Here is a 17,667-nt window from a genome sequence, read left to right as displayed (position 1 = left end):
AGTGGGGGAGTGGGGGAGTGGGGGAAGGGGGGAGTGGGGGAACCATTATGCAGGTTTTCTCCCGTTCTCCCGTTCTCCCGTTCTTCGTTTTGACTTTTGACTTTTGACTTTTGACTTTTAATTTCCGCTCTCCCCCTCTCTGCCTCTTCGAGTCGGCGCGTCCATTCATATCGCATACTCACACCGATTTCGCCGCTTTCGGGATGGCAGTGCTGTTCGTAAATATAAACTCGATCGACACCGGTCACTGCACCCAAGGCGTCTAATGCTTTATTAATTGCTGTACTGTAATCGCTATTTGTCAATAAATGATTCATGGCAGCTGCAACCCCTTGCAGCAACGTATCTCGTTTGTGCAGTTCTGTCTCTGCTTGCTTGCGCTGGGTAATATCTACTACAGTGCCTTCATAGCCCAACAGCTGACCCGTTTCGTCCCGGAGGGCGCGAGCGCTTTCGGAAATCCAGATGATGCTGCCATCTTTACGATAAACTTGGGACTCGAAGCCCCAAACGGCATCCTGTTCTTGTAAAAGATTTCTAAACTGAAAGCGGCGATTTGGATCGACATAAAGCTGTTGTTTGATATCGATGATGGTGGCGATTAATTCTGCTGGGGAATCGTAACCGTAGATGCGGGCTAGCATGGGGTTGACTGTCAGATATCCCCCATCGGGTGTGGTTTGAAAAATACCTTCAACGGCATTTTCAAAGATGCTGCGATAGTTCTGTTCTACCTGGCGCAGTGCTTCTTCTGCTTGTTTGCGCTTGGTGATGTTGCGGGAATTAGCTACGACGCCTTTGATAGTGGCATCATCAAGCAGGTTGCGCCCTATAGTTTCCAAATAAATCCAATTGCCCTGAGCGTGTCTGACTCGATACTCGATCGCCATGTTAGCGCCGGGATTGGCGATCGCACTGGCAAAAGCGGCATAAACTTTGTCAATATCTTCTGGGTGAATCCAGTCAAAGGCTTTTCGATCGATTAATTGTGTCGGTGTGTAGCCCAAAATTTTTTCTACGGAGGGACTGACATAACGAAAAGTGGCGTTGATATCCAAAACTGCAATCAGGTCTGAGGAGTTTTGCACTAAGGAACGGAAACGCTGTTCGCTTTGGCGTAATGCTTCTGCTGTCGCCACCTGAGTACGCAGTCGCCGAGCGACTGCATATGCCAGTCGCGCCAGCGCTAAGATGACTAAGGTAGCAATTCCAACCGCTATAGCTATTGAGAAAGTAAAGCTGCCCCTAGTATCTGCTGTGCTGTAAAGTTGTACAATTTTTGCTTTTTGAGGCGGGAAGCTGACGGCTGCCATTACTGTGTAATGCGTGGCGGCGATTGTCGATGCGATCGCGATGGCACTACTGAGTTGACAGCATTTTCCGATTTTTGTTGTTTTTGTCATCGAGGTCAGGCACAAAGTTGTTAAGGAAGCACCAAAACTGATGACCGTCGAGAGTTCCACTAGCTGCTGAGAATTATATGCGATCGATGCCCACGGTCGCGTTGATGTCATGCCTGTGTAGTGCGACCAGATGCCGATCGCTATTGCCGCCCCACTCGCAAGCCACAACTTTCGCGCCCATTTTGTGGCCAATCGGCTACCCTTCACCACTGACAAAGCCGTATAGGTGGCGGTGATTGCGATCGCAACTGAAACAACAACAAGGCAGACATCGTAGGTCGCCATCATCGAAACCTCTGGGTCCCAAACCCCGTCCTTACAGGACGGCTTTACAATAATCCCCTTGCGGGGGGCTGGTTTTTGAATGGCGATCGGCCCAAGAACCAGCAAACTTGTTTTAGTCCCTTCCTGCAACACAGTTAAGATGTCTTGGTCTTACCTAACACCTAACCAATTAGGCTTGTAGATAGTCCAGACTGGGAAGCATCTGGAAGTGCGTACCAAACTGTGTCTCAATGCGGTATTCACCTCTTGCGTTGCCTAAATTGGTTTAGACAATCCCCGTTCCCTTTCGGGGGGGGTTGGTGAAAGGTGCGTCTTTATACTCACTTTTGCCGGAAATTTTCACTTTATCCACAAAATCTGTTCGATTTCAGCAGCAAATTACACAAAATCTGCGAGCGAACCATCTTTGCACTGTCAGGGGTAAAATACTTTTTTTGCAAGCTAATGTTATAAATTTTTATAAATTTATACTATTTTATACATTTATAATAGTTTTAACCGTAGAAATCGCATCTTTATGTAATATCATTTTTTGATAGCAAAGTGAATATACTGAGAGAAACTAGGTTTTCCGTAATTAGTATCCAATCGTAGGGTGGGGGACGGCACAGGCGATCTAAAAGTAAAAAGTCAAAAGTCAAAAGTCAAAAGTCAAAAGTCAAAATTAGGAATTTCTTCCCGCTATCTCGTTCTCCCTCTTCCTTTGAGAGGGTGCCGTCACCCACCGATCGCATTCAACTGTAATATCAACGAACAATTTCCCCATAAATTCATTTGCTGCGATCGCAGTTATCGCAGTGTCCGCAACGCATATTTTCCTGAAAACCAAAGGCGCGTAACAAAAACTGCCAGCGACATTCGCGAGTTCTCAGGTAGGAATTCATCTGCTTGACGGCATCGAATTGAGCTGGTTGTTGGCTTGGCGATCGATCCTTAATAATATAGTGAAATGGGTCTTGCCATTCTAGCTGACCTGTGCTGTGGAGTAGCGATAAAGCTGTCGCCCCTTCGGGAAACTGACGGGCTACAATATTTACCTCTCCAGTTGCGGGGAGTTTGCGAATTAACTGCTGAGCTTCCCGTTGTTGCGATCGCACTTTATCCTCAAAAAACTTTTGTCGTTGCTTATCCTGTGGATCTAACCATCCAGTCGGTTCGCTCATCAATAGCAAAGCATCGGATTTTTTCCCATCCCTTCCCGCACGTCCGATTTCCTGCACGTATTCCGATAACAGTAAGGTAGGGTGAAAGTGAATTACCCATCTCACATTCGGTTTGTTAACGCCCATTCCGAAAGCAGATGTAGAAACCACAAAAGCTATTTTACCAGAAATCCAATCACTTTCAATAGTGCGACGTTCCTGCGGACTCAAACCGGCATGATAAGCTGCGGTTGTATATCCTTTATCTCTTAACCATGCAGCTAAATGTTCGCCATCTCGCCGAGTGCGAACATAAATTAAACCATCTTGTTGCGGTCTGGCCTGAATAAACTTTAACAGAGTTTGCTTGCGTCCGCGTGGCGTCCAGATTGTTTGTAACTTGAGATGGAGATTTTGACGATAGGGGTTGAGGCGAAAAATTTCTGGCTGTTGTAATTGTAAGACTGACTGGATAGTTTTTTGGGCAGTGGGATCGGCAGTAGCGGTAAAAGCTGCGATCGGGATTTTAGTTCCTGGTGGTTTAAACTGAAGGAGAGCCGATCGCACCGCACCCAAACGCCGATAAGCAGGTCGAAAAGTATCTCCCCACTGCGCCAAACAATGCGCCTCATCCAAAATTATGCCGTTAATTTTCAAATACGATTGACACAAACGCATCCACACCGGTTCGCTTAACAAAGTTTCCGGCGACACATACAGCAATCGTAACCTTTGTTGCTCCAAAGCTTGCAAAGTCTGCTTGCGTTCAGAAGTTGGCAATTCACTATGCAGTAGCGCAGCTGGCAACTTTAGCTGACGCAATTCCTGCACCTGATTTTCCATCAACGCCACCAAAGGCGAAACTACCAGCGTTAACCCCGTTTGCAACAAAGCTGGCAATTGAAAACAAATCGACTTTCCCCCACCCGTAGGCATTATAATCATCGCATCCTGCTGAGCTAGCAAACTACGAATAATTTCCCCTTGGGGTGGGCGAAAATCATCATAGCCCCAGATTGTTTTAAATTTGTCGCGGACATCTTGCCAAGATAGAGATTGAGGATAAGTCATTTGAGATGCTGAATTTCCAATAATTAGCTTACTCTTAAGTTTCCCAGATTCACATAGATAAACGCAAATAACGCAGACAAACCTCATCTGCGTTCATCTGCGGTTAAAAATTTTAAATCTCGATCACTTAACCTGCACTAAGCGATTATTCTGCCAAACATAGTAGCGAGTAGTTATCCTTTTTGCATATTCGGGAGAAAGCTGTGCAATTTCCTCCGGCGGATTGACAACCAACAAGCGACTGTTTAACTGATGCTTCACTCCCAGCGACGCGGTAATCCCCGTCATGTAAACTCTACCTGTTTTCGCATCGACGATCGCAACTTGCTGACACTCAGTACCGCAACCCCAAGTTACCACAGTATACTGTCCCGCAAAATTAGGCCCCAGTTTGGCACCATTTGTCAACGCAGTCCGAAATCGCCGCGCCTCCGGAGTGCTGAGATTAACAGGCGCTGGTCTGCCATTATACCTCTGAGTAACGCGATACTGGCCAAAACTCGGCGCTGCAATGCTTTGACTCGGTATCGCGGTAAGCGCCACACCTGCAACTAGGGGAAGTGCGAGAAAAGTTTTCCAAAGCTGTCTCATCGTTTTAGTCCGTAAATTTAGGTATCTTGACGTTACAATATCTAAAATAGAATCCGTGTTTTCCGGCTTAGCATCCGGACTATTTTTTAAACAGTGTTTTTTATCACTTATGACGAATAGCGAATTACAAAATAGATTTTCCATCAACACCGACAAGTCGAAATTAGATTTAGACGTAATTCATAATTTTCTCCGCAATTCTTATTGGGCTAAAAATATTCCGTTGTCAGTCGTTCAGAAATGTATCGATAACTCTTTTTGTTTCGGAGTTTATGAAGGCGACAAGCAAGTTGGCTTTGCGAGAGTAATCACAGATTATGCAAGTTTTGCTTATTTTTCAGATGTGTTTATTTTAGAAGAATATCGCGGTTTTGGTTTGGGTAAATGGTTGATCGAAACCATTATGGCAGAAGCAGAGTTACAAGGTTTGCGGCGATGGTTGTTGGCGACAAAAGATGCTCATTGGCTTTATGGACAATTTGGGTTTGAAGAGTTGAAAACGCCAGAGTGGTTTATGGAGATTTTTAGAGGGGATGTTTATAAAGATGCAAATCGTTAATAAACTGGCTAAACATAAATAAACATGAGAATAAATATACAGAAATGAAGCAAAAGCAGAGAAGTAATAACACTACTTAAGTTGGATATTAATATGCCATGTTTTGTCACTTCTCCACATAGCAAAAACATCCCGATTTTTGCTATCAACTCGATAAAATTTTATCCAGTGTTTATCATCTCTGGCTCGTAAAAGTTTTGCTGCTTTTACCCTAATAGTATCATACCATGTATCATCAATTTTCCAAATCTGAAATACATCATGGTTAACACTATCAACCGAATGAAATCTCATCCAGTAATTCTCATCTCTACCACGTAACATCAAAGCTTTCTGAGCAACAATAGTGCCATTTTCGATTTCAGTTTTAACAGATTCTACTTGAGAATAAGCAGCTTTAGCTTCAGAGTGAGCAATATCTGCGGTTTCCTTAGCTTCTGTTATTCTATCTTCATACTGTTTATCAGTATCTTGAAGTTCTAACTTGGTAGCTTCTAACTCTGCCTTAGTTTCCTGAAGTTCTTTTTGACAAGCTTGAAATTGGGATTGCAGGGTTTGTATTTCCGCCTTGGCAGCCTGAAGCTCAGACTTTAAATTCTTATAAGAAGCTTGAATATCTCGCAGGCTTTGTAGTTCTGTTTGTAATTGTTCGCGTGTTTTAATTACCTCTGCGATCGCTCTTTCGTATACACCCAAAGGAGTTTTCCAATTATCATTACCCGCTTTACTCATCGTCACTAACCTCTTTGTACGAAAAAACTAAATATTTGTTGAAAATTAAGAATTTATATTTGTAATTCCCGACGCGATAAAAGAAGTCTTATTCTATCTTCCACTCTTCCCTTATCAACTCCTAAAATATGAACAGTAGATGGTAGATGTCCCTCGGATGCGCTAATATCGAAAGTTAATTCATCATACTTAAGCCAGTTATTATTGACGCGCCAACCAACGCGATCGCCTAACGTCTTCTCTACCTCAAAATTATTGTTATTTGCTACATTTATACTCTGCCATATTTGCTTTTGAACGCTAAAACCAAACCGTCCACTGCTGTACTCTACCCAAAGTCTGTTAATAATGCGAAGATCTTGCCAGGGAAATAGCGCAATTTCTCCTCGATCTAGCCAGCGCCAACCATCTCTGTCTCGATTAGATATTTTAACTATCAGGTTTAGAGTTTCTTCATCGGCTTTTCTCCACTCTCTATCTGCTAATAAATTTCGGAGTTTGGTGTAGTCTTTCCCTGTCGCCGGAGAAACAAGCATTAATTCATCTGATAATTTAGAGACTTGCGATCGCAAATCTGAAATAGACTGAATAATCTGCCGTTTAAAATCATCATCTTGACTAGATGCAGTATTAATTGGCGCTAATTGAGCTAATTGTTCTTGCAGTTTACTTACAATTTCAATAAGTTGAGGATTGCTACTTTCGTTATTATTCATAAGCTGCTTCAAATTTTGTAGTTCTTTTTGGGCAGAATTAGCCTCTCTTTCAGCATCCGCAACTCGATGTTGAGCTTCGCTGGCAATTTTTTGAGTAGTGATAAGCTCAGCTTTGGTTTTGTCTAAATCTGTTTTGAGAGTTTGTATCTTTACCTGAGAATCTTCTAGTTCTGCTTTCAGATTTGAGAGTTCCCCTAGAGAAACTTGCATCTGTCTGAGGTTGTGCATTTCTGCCTGAATTTCTTCTCTTGTTCGCCGTAATTCAGCGATCGATCTTTCATATACACCTAAAGGTGTTTTCCAATTATCATTACCCGCTTTACTCATAGCCAACCTCAATCTATATATTAGTAACCATAAGCCAACCAATTTACTCCCGCCGCCCAAATTTGTGTATTCAAATAAGTTTGTAAGTGAAAGTAAAACCCATTTTTATCAATCTCTGCCACCTTCACCTTTAGACGACTATTAGATTTTCTGATAATATCAAAATACGATATACCAACTACTACCTGTGGTGGTTGTGAAAAGCCTTGCTCAAAGCGAATATAACTTCTAAATACACGCCTTCCATCTCCATCTAAAATAGACCAACCTGGAGTATTTTTAGCCGTTCCTTCCCATACACCATGTTCTATCCGAAGATTATTAATCTGCTGTTTAGGATCTGACTTCAAACTATCAATTTCTCTTTGAACATCCTCTGCACTTTTTTCCATATTTGAAACTCGGTCTTTTGTCAGGCGAATTACTTCATTTAAAGCTTCCTTAGAAGATAGAGATTCATCTGCTATTTTTTGAACTGTGTTAAGACGCTCTTTGGTAACTCCAAGTTCTGCTTTAAGAGTCTGCGTCTCTATCTGATAACGTTCAATTTCTTCTTTCAAATTTTCAATTTGAGAAGCTTGCATCGCTTTGATGCTTTCCAACTCGGCTTGCATTTCTTGCCTTGTCTTTATTAGTTCTCTTATCGCTCTTTCATACACACCCAACGGCGTTTTCCAGTCATCAGCACCAGTTGTAGCCATAAAATTTGTAACCAAAATATTTATGTGAAATATTTTCTAATATCTTCTAAAGCTCTGGAAAGATTTTGTGAGTGAATCCAGCCTACAAAGCCACCATAAACCATATTCCCATTAACATCAGCCAAAAATACGTGATCGACACCTACGGGATTTGTCCACATTCTCACAGAAGTTCGGTCTTTAAGTACAAAAATCTGTCTAGCTTTTTCAAAATCTCTGGGGTGAGCGGCAGTCATCCCTAATACACCGTTTAAAATCATAATTACTTCTCCCGTAGGGTTAGAACTACTATCATAGTCAGAAGTAAAATTAGTTGACTCAGTTTTATTTTTAGATGGAGTATCTTTAACTACCTGCTGATTTTTTAATCCAGCTATTTGTGACAAAGCGTTCTCAGCTTGATTTTTGGCATCTTTAGCTTCTGATATGGCAAAACCAACTGCTTTTTGGGCTTCAGAACTGAAGCTTTTCAAGAGGGTATTTGTAGTTTCTATTTTTGTTTGGATATCGGTAATTTGGGATTTTTTACTTTCTAGTTCGGCTTTCACTTTTTGCAATTCTATTTGAGTAGCACTTAACTCTTTTTTAGTATTCTCTAACTTAGTTTGAAAAGTTTGTTGTTCTGATTTAATCGCTTGCAGATCTGACTTAGCACTTTGAATTTCCGATCTCAAATTAGCTTTCCAACTTTCCAGTTCTTTTAAATTTTTTAACTCTGCCTGAAGTTCTTGGCGCGTACTTGCTAATTCTGCGATCGCTCTTTCATAAACACCCAATGGCGTTTTCCAGTCATCACCACCAGTTTTCATTATCTTTACTCCTAATAAAATTTTAAGAACCTCTTACCAAAACATATCTAATCATTGTCATTACTATCAGTTAACAATGCTTGTCTTATTGAAGGCTTCAGCATCGGAACATTAGAATCATACGCTTTCAAAGTATCGTACCAAAACTCGGAAAGCACTCCATATTTAAGCCAATCATCCACAGCAATTCTTTTCAATATAGGTGCATTTCGCACTAACGCCGCCATTCTAGCCGCATTTAATTGCAATTGTCCGTAAATCTCTACTACTTTTTCAATAGAGGTATTCTCATCTAATTTGCTCAATTCATAACATTCAGCTAATCGATAGAGATCCATATCAGAAATTTGATTACCAAATTTCCATTGAATATTAAGTCGCCGCTTGCATTTATCAAATGGCCCTGGCAAAGCATGATCTAAATATCTTTGTAAAATCGTATTAAATTTCTCAATTTTACCTTCTAAAACCTCATCAATTTGCTGAATTAACTTATCCACTAAATAATTCGCATCTACAAACAATTTATTTTCCAAATCCTTAACTTCCAACAAAGCTTTATCAACCCGATAATTAGTAAATTCCAGAGCTTCCATTACCGCCAGCGAAATTTGGTTAATCCGGTTTTCCAAATAAGCATCTGTTTGACTAAGAGTTGCTCTTACATCTGCCAAACTTTCTTGTCGCACCAAATCAATTTTTTCCAAATTTTGCTTTGCTTTCTCATCAGCCTGAGCCAGCAAAGACTCAATATCAGCTTTCGTTTTATTTTCTAAAGCTTCAATTTCTAATCTAGATTCTTTAATTCTTTGTTGAGCTATATAATCTAACTTATCAGCTAAAGGTGATAATCGCTCATCAAATAAACGATCTATTTCTTCTCCGCTAGCTTTCACAAAATTATGTGAAATATCATTAGCTGCACGCTCTAATTTTTTGACAAAACCGCCAAATATCCATCCCAACATTTTTACCCACCCTTTGACAGATGTAGTTGTGTTGTATATTAATCTAGGATTTTACCCTTTTTTATCGTAAATTAGTTTAAATTTTGACTACAATTCAATAAACAATATGAAGATTGTTAAAGAGAGATCGCACTCTCAAGGACAGGATCGTAACCGCGTAGAGGATATTGAATGAGATCGGGATTATTTTTGCGGCAAACATACGATCGTTACAATCAGGAAAAGTAAATGAAAAGTATTTTAATTTATAATAAAACTAAGACTGTAGGGTTTTTAATCTAAATCAGGCGATCGAACATGATAAATGTATCTTTTAATTTAGCAAGTTTATGTGGATTAGTATATTTCGTAGGGAGTTTTATTTATATAGTATCGGCATTAATTTTGATATTTAGACGTGCCAGAAATGTCAGCGATTCATCTTTGATTAGATATGTCATTCAAGCAATAGTTTCAACGATTTTTTTCTTAATAATTGGCACGATCCTACTTTTTTCTGGCTGGCGCTTCGATCCAATTATGCAACTCGGACAATTTTTACAAACTGCGTTAGTTATTTACATTATCATTAAAGATATGTTGATGACGCTCAACAGAAGTAGATAAATATATCTTTTCACTAACGCGCTGGTATCCAAGAAATAAGCGTTTACCACGGGCCACGATCCTCAATAATGGTTTCTGATAGAGGTTTACCTGGGATTGGCCCCATTTTTTGCATCCGTTCGCGCCGCGCCTCTTCGCGCCGCGCTAATTCAGCGCGATCGATTTGACCCTGTTTCGGTGGCAGACTCATCACTTTTTGGTCAACTAATGACTGAAATGGCTTTTCTACCTCATTTTGTGACTCTCCTGGCGATACTTCCAGCACCACTTGCAGTCGCACAGTTTGACCCTCATTTAAAGATACGGGATTTACGGGACGCAAAACACCATTTTCGTAAACAGCAACAATAATTTCAGACATAATTTGGGCGATCGAATGCTTAAATCTATTTTAATTTGCCATAAGCGATCGCCTCCGGCACGCTATCGCGATCGCACTTTTTTCTTCCCCCAAAACAGAAAAAACACGAAAGGAAATTTATCCCTTCGTGCCTTTATACTTTTTCTCTTTCAACGCCTTCTAGCGTTTTGTCCACCTATTCACACTTACACAGTAGTACCCGCAGCAGCAGGATTTTCGCCACCTTCAGACTGCACTTGCTTATTCTGCAACGCCGCATACAAACGATTCAGCGCATTTATATAAGCTTGCGCGGAAGCGACGATAATATCCGTGTTAGCAGCATGACCGGAGAAAATGCGCTCACCATGTTTGAGGCGAATTGTTACTTCTCCAATTGCATCAATTCCCGCCGTCACCGACTGCACAGAAAATTCAATTAGCTGATTCGGCACATTTACCACGCGGTTAATTGCCTTATAAACAGCATCCACCGGCCCAGTTCCAATCGCCGCATCAGTCAACTCCTCTCCTTCTGGCGTTCTGAGAGTTACCGTTGCCGTCGGACGAGCGTTGCTACCGCAAGAAACCTGCACCAATTCTACACGGAAAAGGTCGGGAGCTTGTTGGATTTCGTCATTAACGATCGCTTCCAAATCCCAATCGGTAATTTCTTTCTTCTTATCCGCTACCTCTTTGAACTTCAGAAACGCCTTATTCAAATCCGTATCCGAAAGTTCAAATCCCAACTCTTTCAAACGTGCGCCGAAAGCATGGCGACCGGAATGTTTGCCGAGTACAATTTGATTGGTGGTCAAACCAATCAATTCAGCATCCATAATTTCATAGGTAAGCTTATTTTTCAGCACCCCATCTTGATGGATACCGGATTCGTGAGCGAAAGCATTTGCGCCTACAATTGCTTTATTCGGTTGCACCAACATTCCCGTCAAGTTGGAAACCAAACGAGAAGTTTTGTAAATCTGCCGCGTGTCAATATTAGTTAGCGGTGCTTCCGATTCCACCGGACGTCCCAAGAAAGGATTGTAATATTGACGGCGGACGTGCAATGCCATCACCAATTCTTCCAAAGACGCATTGCCAGCGCGTTCGCCAATGCCGTTAATGGTGCATTCTAACTGGCGTGCGCCATTTTTCACTGCTTCCAAGAAGTTCGCAACAGCCAATCCCAAATCGTTATGACCGTGAACGGAAATAATTGCTTTATCGATGTTGGGAACATTTTCCTTAATACCGCGAATCAAATCTCCGAATTCGCTGGGAGTCATGTAACCTACGGTATCGGGAATATTGATAGTTGTAGCGCCAGCTGCGATCGCTCGTTCTAAAACCTGATACAAATACTGTGGGTCGGAACGAGCCGCATCCATCGGCGAGAATTCTACATCATCCATGAAAGACTTAGCGTAGGAGACCATTTCTTCGGCAATGGCCAACACTTCTGCCCTTGTCTTCCGCAATTGATATTCCAAATGAATATCCGATGTAGAAATAAAGGTGTGAATTCTCCCCTTTGCTGCCGGTTTGAGCGCTTTTGCTGCTGCTTCGATATCTGCTTTTATCGCTCTTGCCAAGCTACAGATAATCGGCCCATCTTCTGTTCCCACAGCTTCGGCAATCTTCTGAACTGCCTCAAAATCACCGGGACTGGCGTAAGCGAATCCCGCCTCGATTACATCTACACCCAAACGAGCCAATTGACGGGCAATAATCAACTTCTCGTCTACATTCAAGGTAGCGCCGGGACATTGTTCGCCATCTCGAAGTGTGGTATCGAAAATGATAATTCGGTCTGTTTTGGGTTGGTTTTGCATAGCTCTAAACGAGATATCCTCCTTATTTTGTGCGAGCGAGCGATGTCTGTAAGGTGGTGAGAGAAAAGTGTCAACTGATGGCTTATAAAGCTTTTTTCAATTTATAACCGTTCTGCTTTAACCCTGACGAGTGCCATACCTAATTTTAGGTAGCTTAACCGTAGCACCATCTTTTGCCTTCAAATTGTTGCACTTATTACTTTTCACCTAATAATCAACTTTCTCAATATGGTCGCGAATATCATTCAAGTCTATATACCTGTCCGTAGCATTACGCAGTTCTCTGGCAATCATTCCTTCTGTTGACACCACTGTAATGTGAGTATTTTTAGAACGTAAAAGTTCAATTGCTCGTTCAAAATCACCATCCCCGCTGAACAGCACCACCTTATCGTATTGATCTACTGTATTGAACATATCAACGACAATTTCAATGTCTAAATTTGCTTTTTGCGAGTAACGTCCGGAGCTATCATCGTAGTACTCTTTGAGAATTTTGGTGCGAACCGTGTAACCAAGGCTAATCAAAGCGTCTCGGAATCCTCGCTGATCTTGGGGGTCTTTTAAGCCGGTGTACCAAAACGCATTTACCAACATTGTATCCGGCTCGCTCGTGAAATATTGCAACACTCGTCGCGGGTCAAAAAACCAACCATTTTTTTGTTGAGCGTAGAACATATTGTTCCCGTCTACAAAAATAGAAAGACGGTTCATCGAGTAAGGCATACAAACTTATACCTAAAAGTAGTAGAAAAGAATTTAATTGGAATAATCCATTATAGCAATTTCTGCTTTAACAAAGCCAATAACCTATCTTATACTCGTTTGTCAAGTATTTAGATGAAATTTCTCAAGCTGAGAAATTGTCTATTCAATAGATTTTACTATGAGAGCCTCCTTGATTTTAATGCGTTTGAGACTGGACTAATCATCCTTCTTATAAAATTTCCCTTCCAAGTGACTTACTTTATGGCTGGTTAGCCATAACCTTATTTTTTTTCCTCCTTTGGGTGTATTTACTCGTACTGTCATCTCCCTTTAGGGTAGCTTCGTTCGATCGCTATTGGGATTCTGCTTCCATTCACCACTACTGCCAGGGCCAGCTTTAACTTACCAAGGAAGTAACTTGACAAAAAGCACAAATTACCAATCAATCTTTTGAGATCGTAGGCAATCTCAAAAGGAGAGTTTGCCGTGTGTTTGTTTTATTAAAGCAGTTTACTAGATTATCGTACAGACATCCCGTAACATGGGACATTATAGGGCTTTTTGTGCAGTTTGTGCTTGATTTTGGTATGGTGGCATCGGGGCCATCAATGTCTAGAAGCGCCAATGCAAGCGAAGAAGGACTCTTTAAGCCCAGTTTGCGTCTAGAATCTTGACTTTTAGAATGTTGACTTTGACAACTCGATCGCCCTCAACGAAAAATTGAAATTTGTTAACAAAAAGTAAACAAACCAATTTGGCGGCATCAAGCCCGATCGAATAGTAGATAGTAGGTGGTAGATAGTAAGCGGCAAGTAAATCTTACCCATTATCCATGCAAACCGCCCTATCCATTACTTCATACCTAAGTGGATGTAAAGTAAAAGCTTAAAAGTATACACTTAGGTGCTTTAAATCAACCTTCGAGGCAGGATATGGCACCAGAACCCTCATTGCCCGCAACCAACCGACAAACTTCTGCCGTGACTCGTTCCGGTACAACAACCAAATCAAGCGTACAGGCTGGTCGGGCTTCGCGTCTGGCTCGCTTGAGCCATATTGTCACGGGCGCTTGGGCATTGGCAGCTGGACTCGCTACAGCTGGCAATTTGGGACTGGTTCAAATGATGGAGTACAACACCCAAACCCTGTTATTTGAACTGCGCGGGCCAGTTGCACCTCCAGATGAAATAGTGATTTTGGCTATAGATGAGCAGTCTGTCAAGGAAGGACAGTTCTATCAACAAGATCCCAAACAGTATGCTTACCTAGAGCCATTACAAGTCTGGCCTTGGAAACGCAGCGCTTATGCTCTTGCGATCGACAAGCTGATGAAAGCAGGAGCCAAGTCTGTTGCTGTAGATGTGGTGTTCGATCGGCTCAGCAACGATAAAGCAGCTGACAAATATTTGCAACAGGTATTGCAGCGCTATCCAGGTCGCATCGCTTTAGCTGCTATGTACGAAGATACCGAGATACAGCAGGGCAGCTTAATCCAGCCAACCCTTCCCAATCCTCTATTTCGGACAAAGCCGATATCAGCGGGCATAATTAATTACCCCCTGGAAGTGGATGGCAGGATTCATCGCTTTAGCAGCGAGTTCATTAAGCAGTTGTCTCAAACATACTCAAAGCAGGTCAAAGAAGAAATTGATGCCTTAACAGTGGCGGTACCCTCTTTCGATGAAGCAGCGTTGATAGCAGCTGGGCAGAGCAACATTCGCGCTAAGGGCGATCGCATCTACTTTTATGGCCCCAAGGACACCTTCAAACAAATTCCCTTTTTCCACGTCCTCGACCCTTACATCTGGAACAACCACCTACAGCAAGGGAAATTCAAGGATAAGATTGTTCTGATTGGGCCAACAACCATCACCGAAGTGCAAGATTTTCATAAGGCACCCTTTTCTGGAAGCTTGCTGTATCGCGAGCAGATGTCGGGAATAGAGATTCACGCCAATGCGATCGCCACCTTGATGCAGGGCAAAGCGATCGGTCAAGCAATACCCAATCCGCTGATGCAGGGGCTGTTTGTATTTGGCGGAGTTTTGGGCACAAGCGTTTTTCTGAGCAAAAGAAAAAGAAGCTTAAATCGTTTTGGATGGGCAATAGGAATTGCCTTTGCTTGGGGAACAGTTAGCTACTTCACCTTTACTTACGGTCAGTTAATTTTGCCAACAGCCGTACCAGCTTTCGCGATCGTATTGAGTGGCTTCTTCTACCTAACAGGAGATGTCTCCAGGCAACAGATCGGAAAATTCCAATTACGTCAAACTTTGAAGCGATATGTCACTTCACCAATTGTCCAAGAAATTCTCAGCCAACACGATGACCTGCAAGACTTGCTGCCTCTAAAAGACTCAGGAACAGCCAATAAAAAAATTGGCGGTCGCTACGAAATTATCAAAGTTTTAGGTGCAGGAGGATTTGGGGAAACTTATATTGCCCAAGATACACAGCGACCTGGTAAACCTTTGTGTGTGGTCAAACAACTCAAGCCAGCCACCAACGATCACAAGCACTTGGAACTCGCCAGACGCTTATTTCCGCGAGAGGCAGACGCACTCGAAAAACTCGGTCAGCACAAACAAATTCCTCAACTTCTCGCCTACTTTGAAGAAGGCGATGAATTTTACCTAGTTCAGGAATTCATTGCCGGTCATTCTCTAGAATACGAGTTAATACCGGGCAAGCCACTGACCGAATCGCAAGTTATAGATATAATGCTGGAACTGTTAGAAATATTAGAATTTGTACACAGTCAGGGAGTCATTCACCGCGATATTAAACCCAACAATATTATTAGGAGAGACTCAGACGACAAGCTTGTGCTGATTGACTTTGGTGCCGTCAAAGAAGTTAGCACACAACTGCTGGAAAATGACGGGCAAAGTCGCTTCACCGTGGGTATTGGAACCCAAGGTTATGCACCACCCGAACAATGTGCGGGTCGTCCGCGACCAAACAGCGATATCTATGCAGTGGGAATTACAGCGATTAAAGCTCTGACGGGACTATCGCCAAACCAGTTACAGCAAGACATTAAAAGTGCAGAAATACTGTGGACGCATAAGGCACAAGTAAACCCAGAATTGGCTGCGATCGTTAGCAAAATGGTGCGTTATGATTATCATCAGCGCTATCAGTCTGCATCCGAAATTAAAGAAGCACTGTTAGAGATTCAACAATCTTCTGCTGCTGCTTTTTCTTTGACAGATTCGCCTATAGATAGCGCATATTCAGATGAGTATGATGCTCCTACAAAAGCCTGGGCAGAGCGATCGGAAACTCTCTATCCACTTGAAGAAACTCAAGAATATAAGAATCAAAACAATTGAATTATTAGATCTAGGTGTGAGTGCGATCGCTTCTACAAAAAATAGCACGCAATCTTACCGCATTCCGTGTATGTACATAAAAAAGTACAGGTCGCTTCCTTTCAAAAAGACCTGTTTCAATGCCAATGTAAAAATGTTTTCTAGATTTTATCAAAATTACTTGACGGGGTTGTCACCCCGTCAACTTTATGGGGTTTTCCAGCTTCAGTTCCCTGTAAGATAGGCCATCATTTGCCTTTCCCGCTATTAAGCTTCAGGCGGGCCATTGTTTCCGGAATTACCGGGATTACCGGGCGTACCGGGCGGCCCATTATTGGAATTGCCAGGAGAATCTGGCGGGCCATTGTTTCCGGAATTACCGGGATTACCGGGCGTACCGGGCGGCCCATTATTGGAATTGCCAGGAGAATCTGGCGGGCCATTACCACTACCTACAGGAGGAGGTGGCGGTGGTGGTGGTGGCGGTTCGGCAGGCGGGTTGACCGGCGGTGGTGGCGGCGGTGGCGGTGGTTCTACAGGTGGGTTAACCGGCGGTGATGGCGGGTTTTCCTGATTTAAGAGAATTTCAGCGCCCTCTAGCGGGGGATTCTCTAAGGCTGGATTACTGTTAAACGGATTTGGGCCGTTCGGTTGTCCGAAGTTTCGATCGAAACCGGGTGTATCTATGGGGTTATCGATCCTGCTACCAGGATTGGCTAAATCTGATGAAGTGGCAGGCAGCTGGATGAAATTTGGGTTTTCAATTACGTCATTACCGGTGATGGGAGTCTGTCCTGTAACGGCGGCAGAAGTTTCGGATTGAACCTCGGCTATTGCTGCATCTGGATTAGTTTTATCTCCAGGCTGAGTCAGGTTTAGTCCTCTTACCAGACCGCTAGTTTCATAAAATGTTCTGAGATCGAAATCTAATACACGCTCTATTCTGTCTTTAACAATTACAGCAAGCTGACCGGCTTGCAGCCCCTCTCGTTGGGAACTATTTTGATTAAATACTTCGATGTTACTATCTGTCAGGGCTCCTACGACTGTGGTGTCAGTTTCGGGGTTGTAGCGCACGAATAAAGCAGATCCCCGAATTCCAGCTCTGGCATTGGGAGTTTGCACGCGGGTCGTACCGCGTCCTGGCGGGATCAGGAGTAGTGCGGTACCATTGGACAATCGAAAGGTTCGCGTATTCGGCAAAAACTGGAATACTGCTTGTTCGCCAACCCGTGCCAGAGAACCATCATTGAAGCGCAATTCTGCTAGAGATTCTCGACCTGTAGCCAAGGAATCTCCAGGGTTCACCGGATCGGATACACGGGCCGGACGCCCTGTTTGATTTTGTGGGATTAACCGCACTAGGTTGCGTAGGCTCTGAATAACGGCTTTAGTTAATGGCATTTCCGCACTAGCCTCTGGAGGTAGAGGCAGTGTCATAATGCTCCACAAAATTAAGCCCAGGAGCAGAAGTAATTTATGAGACATGGATCTTTCCCAAAGTTGGAATATTTAACCCATACCAAAGCCGATAAAGGCAAACCCTTTACTTCCATCCTA

The 17,667-nt window shown here is 42.7% G+C and carries 15 protein-coding genes; 3 read left to right on the top strand and 12 right to left on the bottom strand.

What is annotated here, in order from left to right; genetic code table 11:
- From H6G03_RS09040 to H6G03_RS09030, 3 genes are all read right to left on the bottom strand, one after another.
- Window positions 1–1,820 (bottom strand): PAS domain S-box protein (locus tag H6G03_RS09040; RefSeq protein WP_322111880.1); only part of this gene is annotated, 1,820 nt, incomplete at its 3' end.
- Between the two features lie 638 nt (window positions 1,821–2,458).
- Entirely contained in the window at window positions 2,459–3,901 is a 1,443-nt protein-coding gene (locus H6G03_RS09035) for a RecQ family ATP-dependent DNA helicase (RefSeq protein ID WP_190463989.1), read from the bottom strand.
- Between the two features lie 123 nt (window positions 3,902–4,024).
- Entirely contained in the window at window positions 4,025–4,492 is a 468-nt protein-coding gene (locus H6G03_RS09030; RefSeq protein WP_190463988.1) for a hypothetical protein, read from the bottom strand.
- Between the two features lie 109 nt (window positions 4,493–4,601).
- Here H6G03_RS09030 and H6G03_RS09025 point away from each other — a divergent pair, with 109 nt between their 5' ends.
- Complete coding sequence (locus H6G03_RS09025; RefSeq protein WP_190463987.1) at window positions 4,602–5,051, top strand: GNAT family N-acetyltransferase; 450 nt, start codon at window positions 4,602–4,604, stop codon at window positions 5,049–5,051.
- Between the two features lie 72 nt (window positions 5,052–5,123).
- Here H6G03_RS09025 and H6G03_RS09020 read toward each other — a convergent pair whose 3' ends face one another.
- From H6G03_RS09020 to H6G03_RS09000, 5 genes are read right to left on the bottom strand one after another with little or no spacing between them, the layout of a single operon-like run.
- Window positions 5,124–5,783 carry a coiled-coil domain-containing protein gene (locus H6G03_RS09020; protein WP_190463986.1) on the bottom strand — a complete coding sequence of 220 codons (660 nt, stop codon included), beginning with the start codon at window positions 5,781–5,783 and terminating at the stop codon, window positions 5,124–5,126.
- Between the two features lie 53 nt (window positions 5,784–5,836).
- On the bottom strand, window positions 5,837–6,826 hold the full coding sequence (locus H6G03_RS09015) for a GUN4 domain-containing protein (protein WP_190463985.1): 990 nt from the start codon (window positions 6,824–6,826) through the stop codon (window positions 5,837–5,839).
- A gap of 20 nt (window positions 6,827–6,846) precedes the next feature.
- Window positions 6,847–7,527, bottom strand: coding sequence for an H-type lectin domain-containing protein (locus H6G03_RS09010; protein ID WP_190463984.1), 681 nt, complete (start codon window positions 7,525–7,527; stop codon window positions 6,847–6,849).
- 20 nt (window positions 7,528–7,547) lie between these two features.
- Window positions 7,548–8,336: a hypothetical protein gene (locus H6G03_RS09005; RefSeq protein ID WP_190463983.1), complete on the bottom strand. Its 789-nt coding sequence runs from the start codon at window positions 8,334–8,336 to the stop codon at window positions 7,548–7,550.
- A 47-nt stretch (window positions 8,337–8,383) separates the two neighbouring features.
- Window positions 8,384–9,304 carry a hypothetical protein gene (locus H6G03_RS09000; protein ID WP_190463982.1) on the bottom strand — a complete coding sequence of 307 codons (921 nt, stop codon included), beginning with the start codon at window positions 9,302–9,304 and terminating at the stop codon, window positions 8,384–8,386.
- A gap of 297 nt (window positions 9,305–9,601) precedes the next feature.
- Between H6G03_RS09000 and H6G03_RS39460 the strand changes: the two genes are divergently transcribed.
- Window positions 9,602–9,910 carry a Ycf66 family protein gene (locus H6G03_RS39460; RefSeq protein ID WP_407650732.1) on the top strand — a complete coding sequence of 103 codons (309 nt, stop codon included), beginning with the start codon at window positions 9,602–9,604 and terminating at the stop codon, window positions 9,908–9,910.
- A gap of 43 nt (window positions 9,911–9,953) precedes the next feature.
- Here the strand turns inward: H6G03_RS39460 and H6G03_RS08990 are convergent, their stop codons facing one another.
- From H6G03_RS08990 to H6G03_RS08980, 3 genes are all read right to left on the bottom strand, one after another.
- The gene (locus H6G03_RS08990; protein WP_190463980.1) at window positions 9,954–10,271 is read right to left on the bottom strand and encodes an antitoxin family protein; all 318 of its coding nucleotides are present in this window, start codon (window positions 10,269–10,271) and stop codon (window positions 9,954–9,956) included.
- A 185-nt stretch (window positions 10,272–10,456) separates the two neighbouring features.
- On the bottom strand, window positions 10,457–12,085 hold the full coding sequence (locus H6G03_RS08985; RefSeq protein WP_190463979.1) for a 2-isopropylmalate synthase: 1,629 nt from the start codon (window positions 12,083–12,085) through the stop codon (window positions 10,457–10,459).
- A gap of 207 nt (window positions 12,086–12,292) precedes the next feature.
- On the bottom strand, window positions 12,293–12,811 hold the full coding sequence (locus H6G03_RS08980; RefSeq protein ID WP_190463978.1) for a LabA-like NYN domain-containing protein: 519 nt from the start codon (window positions 12,809–12,811) through the stop codon (window positions 12,293–12,295).
- Between the two features lie 914 nt (window positions 12,812–13,725).
- Here H6G03_RS08980 and H6G03_RS08975 point away from each other — a divergent pair.
- On the top strand, window positions 13,726–16,128 hold the full coding sequence (locus H6G03_RS08975) for a serine/threonine-protein kinase (protein ID WP_190463977.1): 2,403 nt from the start codon (window positions 13,726–13,728) through the stop codon (window positions 16,126–16,128).
- A 246-nt stretch (window positions 16,129–16,374) separates the two neighbouring features.
- On the opposite strand, the gene H6G03_RS08970 is transcribed toward H6G03_RS08975, so the two are convergent.
- Complete coding sequence (locus H6G03_RS08970) at window positions 16,375–17,595, bottom strand: FecR family protein (protein ID WP_190463976.1); 1,221 nt, start codon at window positions 17,593–17,595, stop codon at window positions 16,375–16,377.
- Between the last annotated feature and the right edge of the window lie 72 nt (window positions 17,596–17,667).

This window comes from Aerosakkonema funiforme FACHB-1375 (genome assembly GCF_014696265.1).
Lineage (GTDB): Bacteria > Cyanobacteriota > Cyanobacteriia > Cyanobacteriales > Aerosakkonemataceae > Aerosakkonema > Aerosakkonema funiforme_A.
This window is presented reverse-complemented; position numbering and strand designations above follow the sequence as displayed.

Bases quoted from the DNA above. Each gene is read 5' to 3' on its own strand.
- H6G03_RS09035 (WP_190463989.1), bottom strand. From the start codon at position 3,901: ATGACTTATCCTCAATCTCTATCTTGGCAAGATGTCCGCGACAAATTT.
- H6G03_RS09030 (WP_190463988.1), bottom strand. From the start codon at position 4,492: ATGAGACAGCTTTGGAAAACTTTTCTCGCACTTCCCCTAGTTGCAGGT.
- H6G03_RS09025 (WP_190463987.1), top strand. From the start codon at position 4,602: ATGACGAATAGCGAATTACAAAATAGATTTTCCATCAACACCGACAAG.
- H6G03_RS09020 (WP_190463986.1), bottom strand. From the start codon at position 5,783: ATGAGTAAAGCGGGTAATGATAATTGGAAAACTCCTTTGGGTGTATAC.
- H6G03_RS09015 (WP_190463985.1), bottom strand. From the start codon at position 6,826: ATGAGTAAAGCGGGTAATGATAATTGGAAAACACCTTTAGGTGTATAT.
- H6G03_RS09010 (WP_190463984.1), bottom strand. From the start codon at position 7,527: ATGGCTACAACTGGTGCTGATGACTGGAAAACGCCGTTGGGTGTGTAT.
- H6G03_RS09005 (WP_190463983.1), bottom strand. From the start codon at position 8,336: ATGAAAACTGGTGGTGATGACTGGAAAACGCCATTGGGTGTTTATGAA.
- H6G03_RS09000 (WP_190463982.1), bottom strand. From the start codon at position 9,304: ATGTTGGGATGGATATTTGGCGGTTTTGTCAAAAAATTAGAGCGTGCA.
- H6G03_RS39460 (WP_407650732.1), top strand. From the start codon at position 9,602: ATGATAAATGTATCTTTTAATTTAGCAAGTTTATGTGGATTAGTATAT.
- H6G03_RS08990 (WP_190463980.1), bottom strand. From the start codon at position 10,271: ATGTCTGAAATTATTGTTGCTGTTTACGAAAATGGTGTTTTGCGTCCC.
- H6G03_RS08985 (WP_190463979.1), bottom strand. From the start codon at position 12,085: ATGCAAAACCAACCCAAAACAGACCGAATTATCATTTTCGATACCACA.
- H6G03_RS08980 (WP_190463978.1), bottom strand. From the start codon at position 12,811: ATGCCTTACTCGATGAACCGTCTTTCTATTTTTGTAGACGGGAACAAT.
- H6G03_RS08975 (WP_190463977.1), top strand. From the start codon at position 13,726: ATGGCACCAGAACCCTCATTGCCCGCAACCAACCGACAAACTTCTGCC.
- H6G03_RS08970 (WP_190463976.1), bottom strand. From the start codon at position 17,595: ATGTCTCATAAATTACTTCTGCTCCTGGGCTTAATTTTGTGGAGCATT.